This is a genomic window from Hymenobacter terrenus, from assembly GCF_000972495.1.
Lineage (GTDB): Bacteria > Bacteroidota > Bacteroidia > Cytophagales > Hymenobacteraceae > Hymenobacter > Hymenobacter terrenus.
Genome location: NZ_LATM01000005.1, coordinates 56,046 through 77,110 on the forward strand (window position 1 = coordinate 56,046; position 21,065 = coordinate 77,110).

At 55.9% G+C, this 21,065-nt stretch carries 22 protein-coding genes; 2 read left to right on the plus strand and 20 right to left on the minus strand.

The annotated features are described in order from the left end of the window. Positions 1 to 31: 31 nt before the first annotated feature. From WX88_RS09545 to WX88_RS09630, 20 genes are all read right to left on the minus strand, one after another. On the minus strand, positions 32 to 451 hold the full coding sequence (locus WX88_RS09545) for a type II toxin-antitoxin system VapC family toxin (RefSeq protein WP_046244141.1): 420 nt from the start codon (positions 449 to 451) through the stop codon (positions 32 to 34). Next, positions 451 to 678 carry a DUF6364 family protein gene (locus WX88_RS09550; RefSeq protein WP_046244142.1) on the minus strand — a complete coding sequence of 76 codons (228 nt, stop codon included), beginning with the start codon at positions 676 to 678 and terminating at the stop codon, positions 451 to 453. Before WX88_RS09550 ends, WX88_RS09545 begins: the two co-directional genes overlap by 1 nt. Positions 679 to 809: 131 nt before the next feature. After that, a complete protein-coding gene (locus tag WX88_RS09555) occupies positions 810 to 1,169 on the minus strand; it encodes a HepT-like ribonuclease domain-containing protein (RefSeq protein WP_046244143.1) in 360 nt (119 codons plus the stop codon). Then, on the minus strand, positions 1,147 to 1,464 hold the full coding sequence (locus WX88_RS09560) for a nucleotidyltransferase family protein (RefSeq protein ID WP_046244144.1): 318 nt from the start codon (positions 1,462 to 1,464) through the stop codon (positions 1,147 to 1,149). The genes WX88_RS09555 and WX88_RS09560 overlap by 23 nt, the downstream gene beginning before the upstream one ends. Before the next feature lie 123 nt (positions 1,465 to 1,587). Next, positions 1,588 to 2,037, minus strand: coding sequence for a hypothetical protein (locus WX88_RS29950; protein WP_156176037.1), 450 nt, complete (start codon positions 2,035 to 2,037; stop codon positions 1,588 to 1,590). 117 nt (positions 2,038 to 2,154) lie between these two features. Continuing rightward, positions 2,155 to 4,764: an ATP-dependent chaperone ClpB gene (gene clpB / locus WX88_RS09565; protein ID WP_046244145.1), complete on the minus strand. Its 2,610-nt coding sequence runs from the start codon at positions 4,762 to 4,764 to the stop codon at positions 2,155 to 2,157. A 162-nt stretch (positions 4,765 to 4,926) separates the two neighbouring features. Further along, positions 4,927 to 5,667: an HNH endonuclease gene (locus WX88_RS28700; RefSeq protein WP_072052982.1), complete on the minus strand. Its 741-nt coding sequence runs from the start codon at positions 5,665 to 5,667 to the stop codon at positions 4,927 to 4,929. Further along, entirely contained in the window at positions 5,651 to 6,841 is a 1,191-nt protein-coding gene (locus WX88_RS09570) for an AAA family ATPase (RefSeq protein ID WP_046244261.1), read from the minus strand. The genes WX88_RS28700 and WX88_RS09570 overlap by 17 nt, the downstream gene beginning before the upstream one ends. Before the next feature lie 513 nt (positions 6,842 to 7,354). Next, on the minus strand, positions 7,355 to 8,131 hold the full coding sequence (locus tag WX88_RS09575) for an AAA family ATPase (protein ID WP_316932321.1): 777 nt from the start codon (positions 8,129 to 8,131) through the stop codon (positions 7,355 to 7,357). Continuing rightward, the gene (locus WX88_RS09580; protein WP_156176039.1) at positions 8,124 to 8,351 is read right to left on the minus strand and encodes a hypothetical protein; all 228 of its coding nucleotides are present in this window, start codon (positions 8,349 to 8,351) and stop codon (positions 8,124 to 8,126) included. The genes WX88_RS09575 and WX88_RS09580 overlap by 8 nt, the downstream gene beginning before the upstream one ends. A 499-nt stretch (positions 8,352 to 8,850) precedes the next feature. Beyond that, a complete protein-coding gene (locus WX88_RS09585; protein ID WP_046244148.1) occupies positions 8,851 to 9,624 on the minus strand; it encodes a DUF3800 domain-containing protein in 774 nt (257 codons plus the stop codon). A gap of 145 nt (positions 9,625 to 9,769) precedes the next feature. After that, positions 9,770 to 10,378, minus strand: a complete 609-nt coding sequence (locus WX88_RS09590; protein WP_046244149.1) for a hypothetical protein — start codon at positions 10,376 to 10,378, stop codon at positions 9,770 to 9,772. Positions 10,379 to 10,699: 321 nt separating this feature from the next. Then, entirely contained in the window at positions 10,700 to 11,149 is a 450-nt protein-coding gene (locus tag WX88_RS09595; RefSeq protein WP_046244150.1) for a type II toxin-antitoxin system VapC family toxin, read from the minus strand. Beyond that, positions 11,146 to 11,424: a hypothetical protein gene (locus WX88_RS09600; protein WP_046244151.1), complete on the minus strand. Its 279-nt coding sequence runs from the start codon at positions 11,422 to 11,424 to the stop codon at positions 11,146 to 11,148. The genes WX88_RS09595 and WX88_RS09600 overlap by 4 nt, the downstream gene beginning before the upstream one ends. Positions 11,425 to 11,613: 189 nt before the next feature. Beyond that, entirely contained in the window at positions 11,614 to 12,174 is a 561-nt protein-coding gene (locus WX88_RS09605) for a hypothetical protein (RefSeq protein WP_046244152.1), read from the minus strand. 617 nt (positions 12,175 to 12,791) lie between these two features. Next, entirely contained in the window at positions 12,792 to 13,727 is a 936-nt protein-coding gene (locus WX88_RS09610) for an NmrA family NAD(P)-binding protein (protein ID WP_231590667.1), read from the minus strand. Positions 13,728 to 13,800: 73 nt separating this feature from the next. After that, positions 13,801 to 14,802, minus strand: a complete 1,002-nt coding sequence (locus WX88_RS09615; RefSeq protein WP_052732530.1) for a glycoside hydrolase family 43 protein — start codon at positions 14,800 to 14,802, stop codon at positions 13,801 to 13,803. Between the two features lie 211 nt (positions 14,803 to 15,013). Further along, entirely contained in the window at positions 15,014 to 15,859 is an 846-nt protein-coding gene (locus tag WX88_RS09620) for a phytanoyl-CoA dioxygenase family protein (RefSeq protein ID WP_052732531.1), read from the minus strand. A 559-nt stretch (positions 15,860 to 16,418) separates the two neighbouring features. Further along, positions 16,419 to 18,536, minus strand: coding sequence for a glycoside hydrolase family 97 protein (locus WX88_RS09625; RefSeq protein WP_046244153.1), 2,118 nt, complete (start codon positions 18,534 to 18,536; stop codon positions 16,419 to 16,421). 286 nt (positions 18,537 to 18,822) lie between these two features. Continuing rightward, a complete protein-coding gene (locus WX88_RS09630; RefSeq protein ID WP_046244154.1) occupies positions 18,823 to 19,293 on the minus strand; it encodes a GNAT family N-acetyltransferase in 471 nt (156 codons plus the stop codon). Positions 19,294 to 19,471: 178 nt separating this feature from the next. On the opposite strand from WX88_RS09630, the gene WX88_RS29955 reads away from it, so the two are divergent. Then, positions 19,472 to 19,639 (plus strand): hypothetical protein, encoded by a 168-nt coding sequence (locus WX88_RS29955; protein ID WP_156176040.1) that lies wholly within the window; start codon positions 19,472 to 19,474, stop codon positions 19,637 to 19,639. Between the two features lie 165 nt (positions 19,640 to 19,804). Continuing rightward, entirely contained in the window at positions 19,805 to 20,722 is a 918-nt protein-coding gene (locus tag WX88_RS09635) for a pirin family protein (protein WP_046244155.1), read from the plus strand. Positions 20,723 to 21,065: the final 343 nt, after the last annotated feature.

Genomic DNA, 21,065 nt, shown 5'->3' on the forward strand with positions numbered 1-21,065 from the left:
GCTGTGGCTGACGCGGCGCAAATAGCGGGAGCTATACAGCCAGCAACTGCTGCGCCTCATGCGGACCAATGACCAATAATTCCCCGGCGTTGAAGCCTTTCGGGTCGCCGGTGACGATGGCTTCCAAGCTTGGCACACCCAGCGCAGCGAAGTACTGCATCGCATCCTCCACATCGGCAAACTCAGAATCGAGCGCGGCCTGTACCACTCCTGCATCTACTGCCACCACGCGCACCAACCGTGCCAGCTTGCGCAACGCCTCCCGAGCCGGTTGCGCGCCAAATTGCTTGCGCAGGGTGTAGAAAACGTGACTGAAACTCAGGCTCGCCACATGCAGCGTGGCCCGGCCTTCGAAAGCCGCCTGAAACAAGGCTGCTGCTGCCGCGCCGTTCGGCTCGCGTCGTCCCAGGTAATCGAACACGACGTTGGTATCCAGGAAGAAATGACGCATCACAAAGCTGGCTCGTCCCGCTGCGTTTTGTAGTCGAAACCGTCGGGCAAGGACAGGATGCCATACAACTCGTTCACGGCCGGAGCCAACGGCCGGGCCACGGCTGGCTTAGCCACTACCTGCCGCAAGTACTCCTCTACCAGCGCCGACAAGCTGCGGCCCTGCTGTCGGGCGTATTGCTCAGCCTGCTGCGTCACTTCGTCGCTCAACTCAAGGATAATGGACATGGCCGAAGGAGGTTAGGTTGGAGCAAAGATAACGCTAGCCGCGCGGGCCTGGTTTCCGGCCCCCCCCCGCCCCGCCGCCGTGGCTGCCGCGGCGCGGGTAGCAGGCGTTTCTCCAAGAAACGCATTACCGATTACTGCTCCGCTCCCGGCAATTCTTCTAGCATCCTTGCGACGGTTTCGCCTAGCGGGTCAATAAGCTTTTGTAGCACGACCCACACAAATTCAAAATCAGTATCGAAATAATGGTGTGTGAGTTTGTCGCGCATCCGGGCAATGTTGCGCCACTGGATTTCCGGGTATGCCTCCCGCCATTCGGCCGGCAGGTTTTTGGTGGCTTCGCCAATAATTTCGATACTCTTGACAATGGCCCGGCTCATCACCTCGTCGGCCACCAGTGCCACTAGGTCGGGTAGTTTTACCCGGCAGCGTTGCAAGAAAAGCACTTCGTCGCGGATGTGCATCAGCCGCTCAAGCGGCAGCGGGGAGGACATATTCTGTCGTCTTTAAAATATGCGGCCCTATGTATTTCGACAGCGCGGGCCGCGTTAGCAGTTCCACATTCCGGCCGAGCAACTCTTCCAAAAAGTCAATCACCGCGAAGAACCCGTCAAACGTCTTGCGCCCTTCCTGAAAGTCCACAAGCAAATCCACGTCGCTTTCGGGCTTGGCCTCGTCGCGCACGAACGAGCCGAACAGGCCCAGCTGCGCCACGCCCAGCGCCCGCAACTGCGCCTGCTGCTGTTGCAGGCGGGCAATAACTTCCGCTTTGGTGCGAACGGGTTCCATCAGATGAGCTACGTGCGTAGATAGGCACAAGATACGGCAGCCTTCTAAGCTTCTCTCCGCCCCGCCGCCGTGGCTGCCACGGCGCGGGTAGCAAGCGTTTCTCCAAGACGTGAAATAGCAAGATTATTTCGCGGCGGAAAAATGCTTCAAAAGCTTACCGTGTTTGGAATAGATATTCTGCACCTTGAAATAAGGAATAGGGTCACACGCATACAAGCCCCCTCCCCCGCCATATGCGCCGCCTTCTCCGACGCTTATTGTCTCTCCGAAGTAGCCGCTTACAATAACAGTGTCCTCTTGCCCTGACTTTACTAGATGAGCATAGTACTGATGAAACTGAGCTGTGTCTCGATAATGCCCAGCTGGATAAGGTGCAATAAATTTCTCATTGCTATGAAATAACCGAATAAAACTATTGGATGGACTTACGCGAACTACTGGATAGGCTTCATGAAATTCATCACAGCCCCAACTACCAGGCCAGGTAATGACTACGCGACTCGGCCCTGAAAACTTGTATGCCATATTAAAAGCACCGAAGTAGAGCATACAAACTAAAATCAGGGCAGTCATTATTGATAAGCACCCAAGTCGCCTTGAAATTTTCATGATTTAAATCTACAATTGATAAACAGAAAGCCCCGCCAGCACGACGCTAGCGGGGCTTTTTAATTTAAAATCAATGCTCAATTACACCGTGGGCAACTCCACGTTCTCGAACTTTACCGCGCCATCCTCCATCACGGCTTCCACCACAGCATCCTTAGACACGCGGCCGGAGAGGATGTCTTTCGACAGCTCGTTCAGAATCACGCGCTGCAACACGCGCTTCAATGGCCGCGCGCCGAACTGCGGGTCGAACCCGGACTCGCCCAGGTAATCGAGCACCTCGTCGGTGGCTTCGAGCTGGATGCCGGCTTCGGCCAGGCGTTGCTGAATTTGCTTGAACTGGATGTCGACGATGCGGCGGATTTCCTTGCGCTTGAGGGGCTGGAACATCACAATTTCGTCGATGCGGTTCAGGAACTCGGGGCGCATGTGCTGCTTGAGGCGCTCCACTACTTCCTCGCGGGTGCGGTCCACTACTTCGTCGTGGTTGTACTCATTCAGCTCTTTGAAATTCTTCTGAATGATGTCGGCGCCCGTGTTGGAGGTCATGATGATGATGGTGTTCTTGAAGTTCGCCACCCGGCCTTTGTTGTCGGTAAGGCGGCCATCGTCGAGCACTTGCAGCAGGATGTTGAACACGTCGGGGTGCGCTTTTTCGATTTCGTCGAGCAGCACCACGGAGTAGGGCTTGCGGCGCACGGCCTCCGTGAGCTGGCCGCCTTCGTCGTAGCCCACGTAGCCGGGAGGCGCGCCGATGAGGCGCGAGGTGGCGTGGCGCTCCTGGTACTCGCTCATGTCGATGCGCACCATGGCGTTTTCGTCGTTGAACAGGTACTCGGCCAGGGCCTTGGCCAGCTCGGTTTTGCCCACGCCGGTGGTGCCCAGGAAGATAAACGAGCCGATGGGCCGCTTGGGGTCTTGCAGGCCGGCGCGGGAGCGGCGCACGGCGTCGGAGATGGCCCCGATGGCTTCGGCCTGGCCGGCCACGCGCTTGCCCAACTCCACTTCCAGGTTCAGCAGCTTCTCGCGGTCCGACTGCAGCATTTTGCTCACCGGGATGCCGGTCCACTTGGCCACCACTTCGGCAATGCTTTCGCTGGTCACTTCTTCCTGCAGCATGGTGCCGCCGTCTTTGTTCTCGCTGGCTTGCTGCTGCAGCTCCTTCAGTTTAGCTTCGGCCTCCTGAATCTTGCCGTAACGCAGCTCCGCTACCCGGGCGTAGTCGCCCTGGCGCTCGGCTTGCTCGGCCTCCAACTTGAACTGCTCGATGGCTTCTTTCTGGGTCTGGATGCCGGTGAGGATGCCTTTTTCGCTTTCCCAACGGGCCTTGAGGCTGTCGCGCCGGTCGTTGAGCTCGGCCAGGTCCTTGCTGAGCACGGCCTCGCGGTCGTGGTTGTTTTCGCGGCGGATGGCTTCGCGCTCAATTTCGAGCTGCATGATGCGGCGCTGGATTTCGTCGAGCTCCACGGGCATGGAGTTCAGCTCGATGCGCAGCTTGGCAGCCGACTCGTCCATGAGGTCGATGGCCTTGTCGGGCAGGAACCGGTCGGTGATGTAGCGGGCGCTCAGCTCCACGGCCGCAATCACGGCGTCGTCGGTGATGCGCACGCCGTGGTGCAGCTCGTACTTCTCCTTGATGCCGCGCATGATGCTGATGGCGTCTTCCACGGTGGGCTCGTCCACCATCACGGCCTGGAAACGGCGCTCCAAGGCCTTGTCTTTCTCGATGTACTTCTGGTATTCCTTGAGCGTGGTGGCCCCGATGGCGTGCAGCTCGCCGCGCGCCAGGGCGGGCTTGAGCAGGTTGGCGGCGTCCATGGCGCCTTCGCCCCCGCCGCCGGCCCCGATGAGGGTGTGCATCTCGTCGATGAAGAGCACAATCTGGCCGTCGGAGTCGGTCACTTCTTTGATGACGGCCTTGAGGCGCTCCTCAAACTCGCCCTTGTACTTGGCGCCGGCTACGAGCAGGCCCATGTCGAGGCTCATGATGGTTTTGTCGCGCAGGTTTTCGGGCACGTCGCCGGCCACGATGCGCTGGGCCAGGCCTTCCACGATGGCGGTTTTGCCCACGCCGGGCTCGCCGAGCAGCACGGGGTTGTTTTTGGTGCGGCGCGAGAGGATTTGCAGCACGCGGCGAATTTCTTCGTCGCGGCCAATCACGGGGTCCATCTTGCCGGTGCGCACCTGCTCGTTGAGGTTGCGGGCGTAGCGGTTCAGGCTCTGGTACTGGTCTTCGGCGCTCGGGCTCGTGACCTTGCGGCCCCCGCGCAGCTCCTTGATGGCCGCTTTCAGGTCCTTGTCGTTGAAGCCGGTGTCTTTGAGCAGGGTGGCCACGCTGTCGCGGCCGCCGAGGATGCCGAGCAGCAGGTGTTCCACGGACACGAATTCGTCGCCCATGTCCTTCATGGCGACGTTGGCGCGCTGCACGGCGGCAGCGGCCTCGTTGGCGAAGTAGGGCGAGCCGCCGCTCACCTTGGGGTAAGCGGCCACAATGGCGTCGAGGCGGGGGTTGAGGATGTTGAGGTTTGCCCCGAGCTTGCTGGCGAGAAACGAGAAGACGCTCTCGTCGCTCTGGAAGAGGCCCTTCAGCAGGTGGCCCGTTTCCACGGCCTGCTGCTGGTTGCCCCCGGCGATTTCGGTGGCCTTTTGCACGGCCTCCTGCGCCTTGATGGTGAAGTTTTTAAAGTCCATTTTGCTTAGTCTCGGTTAGGTGCTTCGGGTTAGGAAGTTTGTACGAGGGGACTAGCAAACGGGGTGCGAGAAGGCTTTTTCGGTCTTTTTGGCAGAGATTAACAATATCGAGCTATGCAATAACCAACAAATTGTCATAACGCGCAAAAGCCTTTTCAGAAATTAAGTGTCCATAACTAAATGGCTTGAGATTGAATGTAATAAGTCGTGAGTATTTGTCCACAAACCCAATCTATTCATTTCGTCCTTTACGTGTAAATACGTTTCATCAGTATGCAAAAGCGTTGCACAGGTTGCAGCGTAACTGGACTCTGGTTGACACTCGTTAAGCAATTCTCTTACTATTGTTTGCAATTTGTTCTTCCATATTGTCGTTCCTTTATCTTTAAAACTAGATAATCTTTCTTCCGCCATTACAATGTTTTTATGCATTGCCTCCCCAATTGCATATCTTTTTGCAACTGCTCTGTCAGAATCGTTCAAATTAACAACATCAATCGTAGTTTTACCTATTATAGTTTTATGCTTAAATCTATAATTTTTTATTTTTAAATGAATTTTTGGGTCTACTGTAAAGGGATTAATTATTGGCTCAGCAATGACATCATGGGTAGATTTGGAACCGTTACATTTTTTACATGATGGCAAGAGATTTTCCCATTCAAGTACTTTATCTGGATTGTCATGCTTATCCTCAAAGTGCTCCACTTCCATGTATTTACTCTCCTCATTTACATTACACTCACAATAAGCACATTTATTGTTGCTCAGCCTATGAAGGCATTCCTTCAATTCATCGATGTTCCAAACAGGCTCACCAGTCTGCTTATATTTATTAGTTCCAGCTAAGACAAAAGCTGGGGTTAAAATCAGAGGTGTTTCCCTTCTATACAATCTTATCATTATCTTCGACCTTTATAGCTGAAAGTTGAAATTGCAAAACCTTACGTAGCTCACTTCTGGGATGCAGCATTGAAGTGATTTCATTAAATATCCTCAGCGCACTATCATAATCTTCTTCATCAATTCGTTCATTGAAGGAATTCATATAGTTTGTAAATAACGTAGTTCGAGTATCTTCCATACCCATTACGTCTGTAAGAATTTCTTCAATTGTCCAACCCTTAAATCCAAACTTTGTGTTCGGCATTTCCTTCGTTTTGACAGCACCATCGGAAAATTGTAGAGCAATTATTTGATTTGGTTCCGCAAATTGAATTATATGTGGGCTATGTGTTGTGCAAATAAATTGCGCTTTTGGAAATGCGCTGCTTAAAATAACAGCAACTTTTTCTTGCCACTCAGGATGCAAATGGAGCTCCAACTCATCGATGATTATTATCCCATTGAAATCAGGGGCCGCTAGCTTAGGACTAGTAAACCGATATTCAACTTCTTTTATTATGCCTAAAATAATTGCCAATATTGATTTAAATCCAGATGATAGGTATTCATAAAAAACCTCACCACTTGGAGTCATCACCATGATATCATTAGTTGAGGCATCTACGCGCTCAAAAGCAACATCCTCACTAATTAACTCGAAACATTTCTTTGCGAAAGCAATATTCCGCAGCTGAACTTCATTGAGCGACTTTTCTTGCCCAGAATACAAATACCTGTTTACAAACCAATTTTTTACTTCGTTTATGTTTATTCCATTTTTAATATCATTTGATGTTCTATAAATATTTTTTTCTACATCTCTAGAAATAGAATCCAGCTCTGCATAATTAAAAGCTCTACTAGTTTTAAGAACTATTACTTTGTCAGAAAATTTTCCGAATTTTGAAAAAAATTGAAATTCCTTTATAGGGGAGAAAACATTAAATTTCAGTTCTTCCGCAACTGCTTCCCCATCGCTGTCTAGCACTCCTTTTATAAGCCCCGTGCTGGACAAAGCACTACGCTTAAGCACATGCGAATCGCCGTGCAGAAACAAATGAGCAATAGATTCGAGTATCGTCGTTTTGCCAATACCGTTCGGACCACATATTAAATTCATTTTTTTATCAAATTTTATATGCAAATTTGAGATTGCCCCTACGCCACTTATAGAAATTTCTTTTATGTACATCTTAACATTATTTACATTAAACAAACAGTTCCTACTCTTTCATCTAGACAAAGAATTTGCTGAAGTGAGACGACAGTAAATGTGCTCTATCAAAATTTTAAGTGGAAGCAAGCTACGCAGAAGCTTTCGTTTCTCTCAGCAGCCTTAGGGCGGGGTGGGAGTAGGTATCTATGCAGCTACTTAAGAAGCCCCTGTTTCCTCAGCGGCGGGGGCAGCGGGAGGGGCGGTGATGAGGCCGTTGGAGAGAAGCTGTGGTATCGTTCTAGCGGCGGGGGCAGCGGGCGGGGGGCATTTACCAACACTAACGCGAACTTGTAGCTCGTGACTGCTTTTGCGGTAGACGTTGCCTTTAGACGCGCGGAGGCAAGAATAGCCTACCCAAATAGTGGGCAGCACAGCCACATTGCTGTACCTGGTGCGGTTTACGCTGCGCTAAACTTGCGCCGACGCAAACCTGAAACCAAAAAGGCCAGCCTTGGAAGAGAACCAGCTTGTTTTGCCCAGCACCTTCCACTACTTTTCAGTCGGTTTAGCTTTGGCCAGAAAATAAGTATTTACCCACTTCGGCACGCTGGTCGTAGCAAAAGACGCTTTATTACCGTTCGTGATTTCGGCAATAAGGCGAGGCTCATCGCCAGAGTTGTCAAATAAGAAGGCTCGGTCTGCGAGTTTGATGGCGTCGAACAGCAAATCGAGTGAGCGGGTATAACGCTCAACTATTTTATCAGCAGCGACGGGGTGGCCTCCCTTGGCTACCCGGGCCCCGACCCGACCAATATTGATGCTAGGGTCGTCGGTAGCCACGTAGTAGAGGTAAGTACGGTAGCCCTGCTGCCGAGCAGTTCGCAAGAAGTCGAGCTTGGAGCGGTGCGACATCACGGTTTCAAAGGTCAAAGTCTGGTGCGAAGCCAGTAGGTGAAACCGCAGGAACTCCGCTACCCAAGCCGTCACATATGAGTTAAGAATCGTGTTCTGAAACAGCAGAACGTTTTGCTCTATGTAAAGCTGTTCCATTCTAAAGGCCACAAACTGCTCCGGGGTCAGGCGCTGGGCCCCCGCACCCTGTCGAAAATGCAGTAGGTCATCCTCGGTGAGTTGTAGATTCCAATCGTGTAGGTTTAAAAGTCGCAGGTTCCTGCGGCGCTGCTGTTTCAACGTAGCCTCAATGTCATCGGCATTAACGCTGACACCCATGTTAACCTCAGCTGCCAGCAAAGGCACTAAAAAAGACTTGCCGGACCCGTTAGGACCGGCAAGCAAGCGTAAGCGAGCAACAACAGCGCTATTCAAAGTAAAACTCCGTGTTTGTGATATGAACCGGCTTGGCTGCGTTTTTTTTCACCACTCGCCGGGAGTTATCGGGCTGAATTTTTACAATCTGGCCACGCTCCAGAACCGTAATGGCAATTCCGCGCTTCAGATTATCCTGTACTACGCTGCCTGCAGCTTTTTTTAGCACACGCTTCATACCTGCTGCAGATAATTCTTCGGGTTTCTTCCTAGTAGCCATGATGCTGATAGATTATTACTAAAACGCAAACGAATATACCACCGCCCCGGTTCTTCAGATGTTTTTAGACGTTACACAGTGCTCTTCTCCACCATACGCACCACCAGCCTAGACCTAGGCGAAAATCACCCCAAACTAGCACGACTCTGTAGCTCGTGCTTGCAATGAGGTGGATGCTGCATTTCCGCTGACGCAGAACGGCACTCTATAACATAATAGCATAACCTATACAATATAATTATGTATTAATTCTCGAGTTACAGTATGCGCAACTGCCCCACTATCAGCGGCTCAAGTTATGCTCCGCTAAACTCGCGCCAGTCCATAAAAAACTTCGGTTTCTTCAGCGGCGGGGGCAGCGGGCGGGGCAGTAGGGCGCCTGTTTTCACATATGCAACTTAATCTTACAGAAAGCTGTAAGTTTGCAGTGAATCTGAACGGATGCTAGTCGCCCTAGTAGGATTCACCCGGGGCCGCCGCAAGGTGGCCCCTTTTATTTTCACAACTGCACGAGGTGCAGCGGATGGTTCCGGTTGGCGTAGGCATTGAGCACGGGGCGCAGACGGGTGTAGAAGTTGTGTCCTTGCTTGCTGCGCATGTAGGCATTGGGCTCATACAGCTGCCGGGCGGCATACGCTACTACATCGACTAACTGGTGAATGAACGAGTGCGCCGAATCTTTCATGAAAGGGTCTTCAATGACGGATTGCAACGCTAGGTTGCGGTAGCCCGCGCCTAAGGTCTGGTGGGCGACGTTGTTGGGCACCGGGTTGTAATGTCGCATTTTCCGTAGCAGGGTCGTGAGTTTGCCGCCATCAGTGTTGTCGGGCAACACGAGGCCACGCTGGTCGGCGAATGCGCCTGGGTAGTTGCGGTTACGCAGCGTGTTGTCGAACCGCTGAATAAGCGCCTGCCAAGCGTTTTCAAACACGTCGTAACCGGCCTGTTTCGTGGTTTTGTTCACTACTACCGTGCAAATGCGAATGTCACTGCGGTTGCTCAAAAAATCCAAGCATTGCTTCAGGATGTCAAGCCGGTCGTTGCGCCGGATGCGGACCAACGCGCCCGGATTGGTGATAAAGGGTGCCGCATGGATTTCTTCGCGCAGCTTCAATCCTTTCGTTGCCCGCAAGTGCCGCCGAAACGCGACGATGTCATTTAAAAAATCCCGCCACCGTGTCTCATGCACCACCAAGCTTGATAGAATGAAATACTTGGTTGGACTAGCTGCAAGGCCAGTGTCGCCGCTTTCGTCGGCGTAGAGTAGATACATGAGAGGCCGCTTGTGATGAAGCCAGCAAGTTACTTGAGAAGCCTCGGTTTCTTTCGCAGCGGGCGCGCGGGGCGGGGGTGGTGGAGGCCGTTGGAGAGAGAAGCTGTGGTATCGTTCTGGCGGCGGGGGCAGCGGGCGGGCGGGGTTATCCGATTCGGGCAGTTGGCAATGGCGGGCGCAAAGTAGTGGCCGTTGAGAACTCAGGGTACAAGACTTGGAACATGGCTTGCGCTTTCTCCAACAAATCCGGCTGCTGGGCTAGCGCGGCTTTGTTGAGCAGCAGATAGGCATTGGTTTCGGGGCTGTGCTGGTGGTCCCACCGTTCGGGCGGGAAAAAGTCGCTGGCCAACTGCGAGTAGATGCGAAAACGCTGTGCATTGGTTGAGTCGTTTTCTAATTCGGCAGGCTTCAGCGTACCAATAAATCCTCCTGACGCCAAAGGGTCACGCTTTAGAATATGTAGCATCACGGCCAAGCAGGTATTCAAAATCCGAATTGCTTCGCCAGGCCCATCGTTGGTTTGGTAGGCGTACTTGGGCTCTGGGTCGCGCTCGAAACGATGAACTTTGAGGTAGAACTTCAGCACGTAAATGTGGTGCTGGTATTTCTCTGCCTGAATGATGTAATGACGGCCTTTCTTGGTTTGAAACGGGCAGATATACCGCTCAAGCAAAAAGCCGCCCGGGGAATAGGGCGGCTTTTCGGTTATAAAGCGGAACGGGTAAGCATTACCCGGAAAATCGCGTGGAATCAAAACAGGTAAGGATAAGCTTTGCGACGCTTGGCCTCAAGGTCTTTGGGCTGTACCGGACGGAAAGCCCCTGCTTGATTTACACACTTGTTTGAAGGTGTAACCACAGGTGCAACCACCTTAGTAGCATCAGGCTTAGGGATTGTCGTGTTCATGGAAGCAAAGCTACAAGGTCTAGGCCAAAGTAGTAACAGGCAGTATCAATACTAATCAGTAGAGTCAAAGGTTCATCGCGCGTTGCTTATGTTGCTGAGAGCAAGGCAAGCTACCCTAGAAGCCTCCGTTTCTTCAGCGGCGGGGGCCGCGGGCGGGGTGGTGAGTAGGCTACTTTGCGTTAGCCACTTGGCTTGCGGCCCGCTGTTCAGCAACCCAGTCTTGCATGACCGTATTGGGCATATCGACAAAATGCCGCGTGTTGTGCGTCACCAGCGTTAGATTATGAAACAAGGCCGTGCTGCCGATGAGCAAGTCGAAACTATCCACCACGCGGCCGAAGCGACGCAAGTGGGTTTTGACTTCCGCGAAAGTTTCCAGGGCTGGCCCAATTGGTAAGACCTGTTCAGCGAAGCTTTTGCGGAGTGCCGCAACGTCCAGCCGCTGTTTGGCCTGCCAGGCCGGGGCGCTATTTGCGACCCCAAATAGCAGCTCGGCAATGGTGATTTTAGATAGAAAGCAATTCACCAACCCAACGGATTGAATTCGCTCCCGAATGCCAAACTCGCCTTTTAGGTAGAACACACAGATGTTGGTATCGAGCAGGTAGCGTGGGCTCATAACTCGATGTCACGTTGCTCGGTATGGCGGGCATCTTGCAGCAGACGATTCAACTCTTCTCCCGTTTCCTCGGATTTCCACGCGCCAAATAGCGAATAGAATATCCGTTCCCGCTCCGCCAATTCGTCGGACTTGACTTCCATAATCGTCGGCGCTGGTTGAGCCTCCGTGTTGCGGCTTTGTAGTTCGGCGGCTCCGTACGGCAGGCTACGCAGCCACTCTAAGATGGCGGCGGCCTTTTCCGTTGGGAATTTAAGTTTTACTTCGAGTTCCATAGATAGGTAGCTAAGTTACACAGAAGCGTCCGTTCCTTCGGCGGCGGGGGCAGCGGGCGGGGCGAAGAAGCATTAAGAGCCGCGAGTCATGCCAAGAAAGAATATTTCCGTTGGTATGACTCGCGGCTCTTAATGCTTCCAGTACTAGTGTTGAAGCCGTGCTAGCTAGGATATAGAGGACTGAAACCGTTACGCCAGTTGTCGGCCCGAATTTGAGCCAATGGCGCTGGCGCGGCGAAACAGCAAAGCCGAACCAATCCACAGCGTAGCGAAGACTGTGTTCAGCATAATTACCTGTATCATCCCCAAGTTAACCTCGGGCCTCCAGATAATCGCCGCAATAAAGGGGACTAAAAATTGCGCGAGCGACGCCGCAAACATGGCGCGGGCCATCCCGAGCGGCTGGAAGCGCGCTGCGATGGCCCCAATGAGTCCGACGGCAAGCACGCCACCATAGAGCAAATTGGCGGGATTATCCTCGTTCCCGATGAACCCTACGGCCAGATTCCCCCATACGAGGAGCAGCCCAGCCGCCACGGCTACGCCAGCGGCCAGTCGATACGCGGTATTATCCCCCATCCGCGCAATTAATACAAACGTGAGGCCCGCGCCGAATAGCAGGACGCCAGCCGCCACAAAGTCGCCCAAGCTCCAAGCCATTTCAGGGAGAAAAAGCTTTGCCGTCAAGGGAATGAGCAACAAAAGCGCCGTAGCCAGCGCAACGCGGGTAATGCTTTGGGTTAGTGTCATGATAGCAGTGCTTTTGATTGAGATAGGTAGGAAAATTTCTAAAAACAGAGAGTGGTGGAGGCAGCCATGGGTTCTGATGTGGGAAGTATTACGGAGCAGGAGAGCAAGCCCAAAACGCTGTTCTCAGAACTGGTCTTCACTAGTGGTTGCTACCTGAGTTAAAGTAGCATAAACGAGAATGACGCAAAGAAAACAAAAGAACTTTGCATTACAAAGTAATAGCATAAAAAATTTATCCGCCTCGTCGTCGCTTGGCGAATTCAATGGAGCGGCCGTGGTCAGGAAAATGCGAATGGCCCCTGGCTGGCTATTCAAATGCATCAAATGCAACTACCAGTGTCTTTGCCTCACGAGTACCGTCTTCAAGGTAGTGCACTTCGATTTGTTGTGTGTCAATGGGTTTCACCCATTCCACTTTACATAGCTGCCGCCCTTGCGGTGGTTCTGGGCTTGGTGCTAATATTCGGGATAGGCAGGGTTCTTGGTGTGATAAGTGGTTGCCTGCTCACGCTGCTGGGTGTGTCTTCCCTTGGGCTCAATTACTGGCTCACGCATTTCATGCGAGGCAAACACTAAGGCCTACTGCACTGGCGATAATGGACATGGGCGGAGCCGAATTACCTCCTGGCCGCCAGCACTTCCCGGATTGAAGTCCACCGGATGTCCGGGTAACGAGCATTATCTAGTGGTGCGAGTTTGGGGCGGCCGGTGAACATGTTGTGCAGGTACTGCATGCCTTGCCAGGGTGGAAAGATGTCGTCGCTGGTCGGCATTAGGGCGCGGGTTACCTTAATCATGGTGCTCAGTATCCACAACCCTCCTACCCGCAATAGCTTAAACTGTTGGCCAGTGGCTTCGCTGGCGGCCTTTTGCAAGCCTCGGACGGTGGCTACTTCGCCGGCCACGCGCAGGTGACGGGGCGTGGTGGGGTCGAGGGCGGCAGCGGCCGTGAATTCGGCGGTATTGGCAACGGTGGTGAAGTCCAGCGGCTGGTCGGCACTGCCGTAGTACAGCACCCGCTTCAGCCCGAATAGGACCACCGGTGCCTGCCCGGTTAGCAGGTCGGTAAACATGCCGTTGAGGATTGATGTGGCCTGAATGGGCGCTTGGTCGAGCCGTTGGCTGAACTCCCGGCGCAGGTCGAGGTTGCGATTGCTGCTGTCGAGGAGCTTGGTGTAGTCGATGGAGTAGTCGGACGGAATAAACCGGGGCACGCCGGCGGCCACGGCGGCATCGAGCAGGCGCTTTTGGCCATCCACAATTACGTCGCGCAGCCCGGACAAGGCCGATACGACGCAGGAGGCGCCGGCACAGGCGTGCGTTAGCGCGGGTACGCTGTTGAAATCAACCTCCACTATTGCTGCGCCGAGGTTGCGCAGGGAGGTTATTTCCGGCTTGGTGCTTCCCGGACGAACCAGTGCCCGCACGATGGCTCCCCGCTCCAGGAGGGACTGCGCAATGCGGAAGCCAAGGTCGCCGGTGGCGCCGGCTAAGGCGATGGTGGCGGGTTGCGTCGGTGCGCTGCGCTGGTTAATGGCTGGGTGTGCTATCAAAATGGCGCGATTTAAAATGATTGAGTGAATATTCTCACCGCTGGCTGTGGGGATGCCTTTTGGAATACCTCAACTATACTGGCTCGCTAAAATCGGGGAAGCCGTCCGGATGCCAGGTAAAGGGCTTGGCGCGAATTTGCCGGGCCCACCCGGCCTGGCTGCTGCGGGCGGCGTGGTAAATGATGTAATCCTGGCCCCCAAGCTGAACGAATGAGGCGTGGCCGGGCCCGAAAATGGTGTCGGTTTTTGCGAACACGGGGGCGGGCTCTTTGCGCCAGGAGGCGGGGTCGAGCGGGTCGCCGCCCAGGTAGGTGAGCTGGCCGAGGCAGTAGTCGTCGGTCCAGCTGCCGCTGGCGGAGTAGATGATGAAGATGCGGCCCTGGCGCACCAGGGCCTGCGGGCCTTCGTTTACGTGCGGGTAGCCTTGCTTTTCCCACTCGTATTCGGGCCGGGAGATGCACACCCGGTCGGAGGCAATGGTCCAGGGGTTGCGCATCCGGGCGATGTAGATGTTTTGGCTGGTGTTGGTGAACCCCTCCCACCCCGACCAGATGAAGTACAGCTCTCCCTCCTCGGTGCGCAGCACGGAGCCGTCGATGGCCCAGCGGTCGGTGGGAATCTGGAGCTGCCCGAGGAACTCGTACTCGCCCTGCGGGTGCCCGGAAACGCCTTCGAGGGTGAACAGCCGCTCGGCGCCATTTTTGGCATTGTAGAGCGCGAAGTAGATGTACCACTTGCCGTCAATCAGCTGCAGCTCGGGCGACCATATTTCTACGAATTCGGGTGTGGTGCCCTGCTTGCCCGGCCACACCTGAACAAGCTCGGCGTTGGCCATTTCAGATAGGCTGGAAAACCTGGCGACCAGAATTTTCTGCTTCAGGCGGTCGACGGTGCAATAGTACAGCTGCCCCTCGTGGGCGATGACCCAGGGGTCTTCGCCATCGGACACCAGCACGTGGGTCTGGTCGCCGCTGGGGGGCCGGGCGCGGGCTTTCGCGGTCAGCTCGTTGATTTCGGCTACCGTCATTGGCGAAAGCTGCGCCTCCTGGTAGATGTGGTCGTCGGGGGTGTGCATGTTGAATTCTTACCGGTGCTACCCGTGCCTGTGCGGTGTTGCTCTTAAGCAGGCGTACACAAAACCCATCTGTCATGCAGAGCGCAGCGAAGCATCTCGCGTGCCACCACTAATTAGTTACTACCACACGCGAGATGCTTCGCTGCGCTCTGCATGACGGGTATGTTGGGCCGTTTTGGATGACGTTTTACGCCTTGCCCAATTCTGGCCTTTACGCCTCGCCCATCATCAGGCCTTCGATGGTGTGGCCTTGTACGATGGGTTCCAACTCATCTACCAGCCGGCAGGTCAGGTGTTGCTTCAGGCTTTCGGGCAACGTCGCGTAGAAGGCGCGGGTGATTTGCAGGTCGTGGCGTTCGGCGTTGTTGGCGGTGGGGGCATCTACGCCGAGCACGAGGGCGGGGCGGGATTTGTCGGAGTTATTGGCGGTGCCGCGGTGGATGGTGAGGGCCGAGCGGGCGGAGATGTCGCCCATCTGGGGCAGCTTGCGCTGGGCGCGCTGCTCGTAGCGGGGGCTATTGGCTTTGGGCGGAAACATGTCGTGCTCGAAGTCGATGGGCAGGTCCCACTGGGTGCCGGGGGCGATTTCGAAGGGGCCCATGTCCTCGGTCACATCCACGGTGGTGAGGTTGAAGGCCAGGGAATTGAGCCGGCGGCCGGTGATGGTATCGTCGGGGGCCGGAAAGTCACGGTGCCAGGGCTGGTTCATGGCGCCGGGATTGGGCACGTCGAAGCCAATTTCCACGATTTTGTAGTCGGGGCCGAGTACGGCTTCGCACACGGCCGTGACCCACGGATGGGTGGCGAGGTCTACGAAGCCGCGAATGCTTTCGGGGTGAATTTCGACGTAGTGCCGCTTGGGCCCGCGGCCCAGGGCGCCGCCGGGGCGTTGGAGGGCGGCGGTATAGAGCCCGGCAATGTCTGCGCCGAGCTGCTGTACCCATTCACGGCTAAAGGCCCCTTTCAGGCCAATAATGCCGTCGCCGTAGAGCCCGCCCATGATTTGGGCGATGTCGTACGTGGGCCGGGTGATGATGTCTGCTTCCTGGGTCTCCATGGTGCGCGGTAGTTTAGGGTTCGGCTGTTTCACGACCAGCTTCGTCCGCCTAGAGCAACGCTCCGGGACCAGTTGGCCTGAACCTGCTAACGCATTTCGCGGGCTTTAGGTGGCAGTTATTGGGAGAGCTTTTGTACTCGCCGCGAAGCAGCTTGCGCGAACGATGCAGCGATGTGCACAGGCAGCTCGGGAGCGTGTAAACCTATCTCGGAGGCGTGTAAACTCATCTCGGGATGGTGTAAACTCACCTCGGGAGCGTGTAAACTCGTCTCGGGAGCGTGTAAACTCATCTCGGGAGTGTGTAAAACCATCTCGGGACGGTATAAACTCATCTCGGGAGCGTGTAAAGCCATCTCGAGATGGTGTAAACTCATCTCGGAGGCGTATAAACCTAGCTCGGGAGCGTGTAAACCCTCCTCGGGACGGTGTGAATCGAGCGCGGAGACTGGTATTCCTGTCTCGGAAGCCTGGGAGGCTGCATTACCGGATTCAATAGAGCGGTTTTGGGGTCTGCGCTACAGCGTGGGACAGTAAGTGGCTTTGGCTTCAATCAAAGCTGCTATTTGGCTGGCACCAGGCTGATGGCTGCACCGCCGCCGGGCGCTAAGTTTAGGCGCAGCTTGCTGCTGGCCTGCACCGTTTGCCTGGTAATGCGGTAGGCTTCGGGGTTGGTTTTCCAGTCGGCATCGGCCGCGTCGGCGTAGATGGTGGCGGTGTAGCGGCCTTTGGGCAGAAAGCTCAAATCGAGGGTAGCGGTGCGGCGGTTTTCGTTGGTGATGGCGCCGATGAACCAACTGGCCGCGCCTTTCTGCTGGCGCGCAATGGTTACGTATTCACCCGGCTCAGCTTCGAGGATGCGGGTGTCGTCCCAGTCTACGGGCACGTCTTTGATGAACTGGAAGGCGTCGAGGTGCTGCTCGTAGTTTTCGGGTAGGTCGGCGGCCATTTGCAGCGGGCTGTAGAGCGTCACGTACAGGGCCAGCTGCTTGGCCAGGGTGGTGTGTACCTGGCGCTCGGGGCTGCCGGGGGCATAATTGCGCAGCTTGAAAATGCCGGGCGTGTAGTCCATGGGGCCGCCGATGAGGCGGGTGAAGGGCAAAATTGTTTCGTGGGCCGGCACGTTGCCGTCACTAAAGGCACTGTATTCGTTGCCCCGGCCTGCTTCGGAGGCCAGCCAGTTGGGGTAGGTGCGGCCCAGGCCGGTGGGGCGCACGGGCTCGTGCACGTCGAGCATGACGCGGTGCCGGGCCGCCATTTCGGCCACCCGCACGTAGTGGTTGGCCATCCATTGGCCGTCGTGGTGCTCGCCGCGCGGGATGATGCGGCCCACGTAGCCGGTTTTCACGGCCGGGTAGCCGTAGCGGTTCATAAAGCGGTAGGCCGTGTCGAGGTACTGCTCGTAGTTGGTGGCCGCGCCCGAGGTTTCGTTGTGCATTATCATTTTCACGCCCTTGGCGGCGGCGTACTGCTGAATTTCTGGCACGTTGAAATCCGGGTAGGGTGTCACGAAGTCGAACACGCCTTCCTTCCAGTTGCCAAACCAGTCTTCCCAGCCCACGTTCCAGCCTTCCACCAGCACGCCGGGGATGCCGTGCCGGGCGGCAAAGTCGATGTAGCGCTTCACGTTGGCGGTGTTGGCGCCGTGCTTGCCGTGCGGAATGAGCTGGCCCGCGGCTGTGAGCGTATCGGCGCTGTTGGCGTAGCTCCAAGTGCTTTTGCCGATTTGCATCTCCCACCACACGCCCACGAATTTCATGGGCTTGATCCAGCCCGTATCGGTGATTTTGCTGGGCTCATTCAGGTTCAGGATGAGTTTGGAAGCCAGAATATCAGCCGCTTTGTTGCTGACCATGACGGTGCGCCAGGGCGTGTGGTCGGGGGCGTGCAGGTAGGCTTTGGTGCCCACCGCGTCGGGCACGAGCTGGGCCTTGAGGCGCGCCGTGGGCCGGTCGACGTGCAGCTGCATGGCCGGGTAGTTCACCTGTGCCGCTTCGTGGATGTTCACGTAGAGCCCGTCGGTCGACTTGAGCATGAGCGGGGTTTGCACGGCTTGCGCATCGGGCGCGTCGCGCACGGCAATGGCCGTAGAGCTTTTAACCAGCTGCGCGTTATCGACCTCGCTGAGGCGGGAAACGGTGTAGGGATATTCGTTGGTGTCGTAATCGCCGGGAATCCAGAAGGCTTTGTGGTCGCCGGGCAGGGCGAATTCCGTCAGCTCATCGGTCACCGTAAAGTACTTCAGGCTGGGCTGCTGGGGAAATTCGTAGCGGAAGCCCACGCCATCGGCAAACACCCGGAACACGACATCGAGCCGCCGGCCGGGCGCCGCTGGCTGGCGTAGGTGCACCGTGAGCTGCTGGTAGCGGCTGCGGATGTTTTTGACTTCGCCCAACACCGGCTGCCAGGTTTCGTCTACATTTTTCACCTCGCTGCCCGCCAGCACCAGCGGACCTTCGAAGCCGGGGCCCTCGGCCAGCTTCAGGCCGAGGCGGGAGGACTTGATGACCGGCTTCTGCCGATAGGAAACCTCGTAGGTCGGCAGCCCGCCCGCCGACAGCGCAAACGTCAGCCTAACGTTTTCCAGGCTGGCGGTTAGGGACCTGCCGGACTGGGCCACGGCGTGGTAGCTACCAGCAAGCAGCGCTAAGTGCAAAATAGAGGTTCTCAACAAGCTCATGAGGGTGGGATTTGGTACGGGTTAGGACGTGGCAAAGAAAAGCCGTGGCTCGTCATTAGACCGGATTCGGAGTCGGTGTACAGTAGCGCGAACTGTGTAGTTCGCGTGGCAGAACGAGACCCGAACAATGCGAACGGCGCGGGCACGCGAACTACACAGTTCGCGCTACGGCTCGCGGTACACGGATGCCAAAACTGCTCTAGGAGTCATTTTAAGGACTTTCGGCGCTAGCGGCAAGCGCATCGGTCAGCGCGGCCTTGGCACGAAGACGGGTGACAGCCGGTAACTATCCAACGACAGCGCGCATCAGGATGGAGCCACTTTCATCTCCGGCATCTGGTACTTCCGCGAAGCCCAAAGAGCCATAGAGCGCAACGGCTGCTTTGTTATCGGGATAGACGCGCAATGTAAAAGTGCTTGCACCCAGGAAAGTGGCTCCTTCGTGCAGGAGCGCCAAGCAAAGGTGCCGGCCCAGCCCTTGGCCCCGATGCTGGGGCGAAATGATGAGCCGGGCCAGGTGGGCCACGCCGCCCGGCCGGAGCAAGAGCTGCCCGAAGCCGACAAGGCTTCCCTCGGCCGAACTTGAGAATATAAAGGTGTTCTGCCCCGTTGCGCCGATGTCGTGCCAGAGGTCGGCAGCAGTGGTCGGAAAGCGCACGGCGGGGCCGGCCCAAAGCTGGCAGGCCTGGGAGTCGGGCAGCCAGGCGAGGACGGTTTCGAGGTCGGCGGGCGTCGCGGCGCGCAATTGAGGAGGCATTAAGGCAGTTTTTTGGGAAGCTTTTCTGACCACACAGTAAATTCAATTCACGGCCACAGCGCAAAGAAACCAATGCTCTTCTTAATCAAGGGGCAATAATTCGCTTGCTGGAATAACCAAACGGCGCGAGGGCCTTACTTTGCCAGCCACCACTTCCTTGCTGCCCTTTCTCTAATTGATGAACATCCCGTACTTGCTGAATCTATGTCTGCGCAGCATGACGCCCTGGATTCTGGCCGATTTCCGGGCCACCCACCGCCAGCACCCCGTGCACCAGAATAACTTCAACCGCAAGGACCTGGTTTCAAGCGCAGGGGTGAAGAAAAAAGCCTTCTTTGTGCTCTAGAAATATTACCGTCAGCCCTGAAATACGACGGCAAGTGAGAGCGGAGAAGCTATTTGAATCGGTAAAACAGAATTCCGCTTTCAATGCTTAATCAAAACCCTTTCTAAGTTCGCGCTACGGCCCCGCGCCTATTTATTCTGCAAACGTTCTAATACTTCCTCTTCCATGCTCGACCTTGTCATTGATGCTCGCTCCGCCTCCATTAGCCCCGGCTTCGATGTTCGGCGCATTTTGCCTTACCGGTTGCGGCGCATGTTGGGGCCGTTTGTTTTTATGGACCACGCCGGCCCGGTGAACGTCGCGCCCGAGCAACTCCCCAACCTCGACGTGCTGCCCCACCCACACATTGGCCTGAGTACCGTTAGCTACCTGTTTGGCGGCCAGGTAACCCACCGCGACAGCCTGGGCGTGCAGCAGATTATCCGCCCCGGCGAGGTGAACTGGATGACGGCCGGCAGCGGCATCGCCCACTCCGAGCGGTTTGAGGACCCGGCTACGCTAGCTGGTGGCGCCCTGGAAATGATTCAGACCTGGGTAGCGCTGCCCGAAGCTGACGAAGAGCAAGCCCCCACTTTCGCCAACTACCAACCCCAGGAGCTACCCATTTTCACGGATACTGGCGTGTGGATGCGGCTGATTGCCGGCGACGCCTTCGGCCTGAAAAACGACGTTAAAACGCATTCGCCGCTGTTCTACCTGCACGTGGTGCTGCAAGCCGGGGCCCGCTTCGGCTTGCCCCGCGGCTATCCCGAGCGTGGCGCCTACGTGGCCAAGGGCAGCGTGGAAGTAGGCGGACGCCGCTACACCGCTGGCCAGCTGCTGGTCTTCACCCCTGGCCAGGACCCGGTGCTAATTGCCCAAGAAGCCAGCACGCTGATGCTACTAGGCGGTGAGCCGCTGGGCGAACGGTTCATTTGGTGGAATTTCGTGTCGTCGCGCCGCGAACGGATTGAGCAGGCCAAAGCTGACTGGCAAGCCGGCCGCATTGCCCTACCCCCGAACGACAATGCCGAGTTCGTGCCCCTGCCGCAGGACAAGTCCCGGCCCGCCGGCTCAGCGCCCTCGCCCCAGGCCCTATCCTGAGCGACTTGGGTACTGCGCGGATAAGCGTTTTCCTATAATTTCAGCACTTTCGGCCCTGTCAGCGCATCAGGCCGTCATGCTGAGCGAAGCCGAAGCATCTCGCTCGGGGTAGTGACTCAATCGTTGGAAAAGGAATAGTGGTGGCACGCGAGATGCTTCGGCTCCGCTCAGCATGACGGCCTTCTCCTCAGTGTGGCCATTAGTGGTCGTCCCGACAAGCTCGACAGGACGCTCTATGATTTTCGGGTGAATGCTTAAGCCCGACCGAAACAAGCACGTCGGAGTACCGTTTGGCAAGAACGGCCAGGGCGCTATTCAGCGTTATGCAGGCCTTTTCTTTTCC

Excerpts from the sequence above, each read along its gene's own strand:
- WX88_RS09605 (WP_046244152.1), bottom strand. The coding sequence starts at position 12,174 with ATGACACTAACCCAAAGCATTACCCGCGTTGCGCTGGCTACGGCGCTT.
- WX88_RS29955 (WP_156176040.1), top strand. The coding sequence starts at position 19,472 with ATGAACATCCCGTACTTGCTGAATCTATGTCTGCGCAGCATGACGCCC.
- WX88_RS09620 (WP_052732531.1), bottom strand. The coding sequence starts at position 15,859 with ATGGAGACCCAGGAAGCAGACATCATCACCCGGCCCACGTACGACATC.
- WX88_RS09550 (WP_046244142.1), bottom strand. The coding sequence starts at position 678 with ATGTCCATTATCCTTGAGTTGAGCGACGAAGTGACGCAGCAGGCTGAG.
- WX88_RS09560 (WP_046244144.1), bottom strand. The coding sequence starts at position 1,464 with ATGGAACCCGTTCGCACCAAAGCGGAAGTTATTGCCCGCCTGCAACAG.
- WX88_RS09625 (WP_046244153.1), bottom strand. The coding sequence starts at position 18,536 with ATGAGCTTGTTGAGAACCTCTATTTTGCACTTAGCGCTGCTTGCTGGT.
- WX88_RS28700 (WP_072052982.1), bottom strand. The coding sequence starts at position 5,667 with ATGATAAGATTGTATAGAAGGGAAACACCTCTGATTTTAACCCCAGCT.
- WX88_RS09635 (WP_046244155.1), top strand. The coding sequence starts at position 19,805 with ATGCTCGACCTTGTCATTGATGCTCGCTCCGCCTCCATTAGCCCCGGC.
- WX88_RS09630 (WP_046244154.1), bottom strand. The coding sequence starts at position 19,293 with ATGCCTCCTCAATTGCGCGCCGCGACGCCCGCCGACCTCGAAACCGTC.
- WX88_RS09545 (WP_046244141.1), bottom strand. The coding sequence starts at position 451 with ATGCGTCATTTCTTCCTGGATACCAACGTCGTGTTCGATTACCTGGGA.
- WX88_RS09615 (WP_052732530.1), bottom strand. The coding sequence starts at position 14,802 with ATGCACACCCCCGACGACCACATCTACCAGGAGGCGCAGCTTTCGCCA.
- clpB (WP_046244145.1), bottom strand. The coding sequence starts at position 4,764 with ATGGACTTTAAAAACTTCACCATCAAGGCGCAGGAGGCCGTGCAAAAG.
- WX88_RS09555 (WP_046244143.1), bottom strand. The coding sequence starts at position 1,169 with ATGTCCTCCCCGCTGCCGCTTGAGCGGCTGATGCACATCCGCGACGAA.
- WX88_RS09595 (WP_046244150.1), bottom strand. The coding sequence starts at position 11,149 with ATGAGCCCACGCTACCTGCTCGATACCAACATCTGTGTGTTCTACCTA.
- WX88_RS09570 (WP_046244261.1), bottom strand. The coding sequence starts at position 6,841 with ATGTACATAAAAGAAATTTCTATAAGTGGCGTAGGGGCAATCTCAAAT.
- WX88_RS09600 (WP_046244151.1), bottom strand. The coding sequence starts at position 11,424 with ATGGAACTCGAAGTAAAACTTAAATTCCCAACGGAAAAGGCCGCCGCC.
- WX88_RS09580 (WP_156176039.1), bottom strand. The coding sequence starts at position 8,351 with ATGGCTACTAGGAAGAAACCCGAAGAATTATCTGCAGCAGGTATGAAG.
- WX88_RS09585 (WP_046244148.1), bottom strand. The coding sequence starts at position 9,624 with ATGTATCTACTCTACGCCGACGAAAGCGGCGACACTGGCCTTGCAGCT.
- WX88_RS29950 (WP_156176037.1), bottom strand. The coding sequence starts at position 2,037 with ATGACTGCCCTGATTTTAGTTTGTATGCTCTACTTCGGTGCTTTTAAT.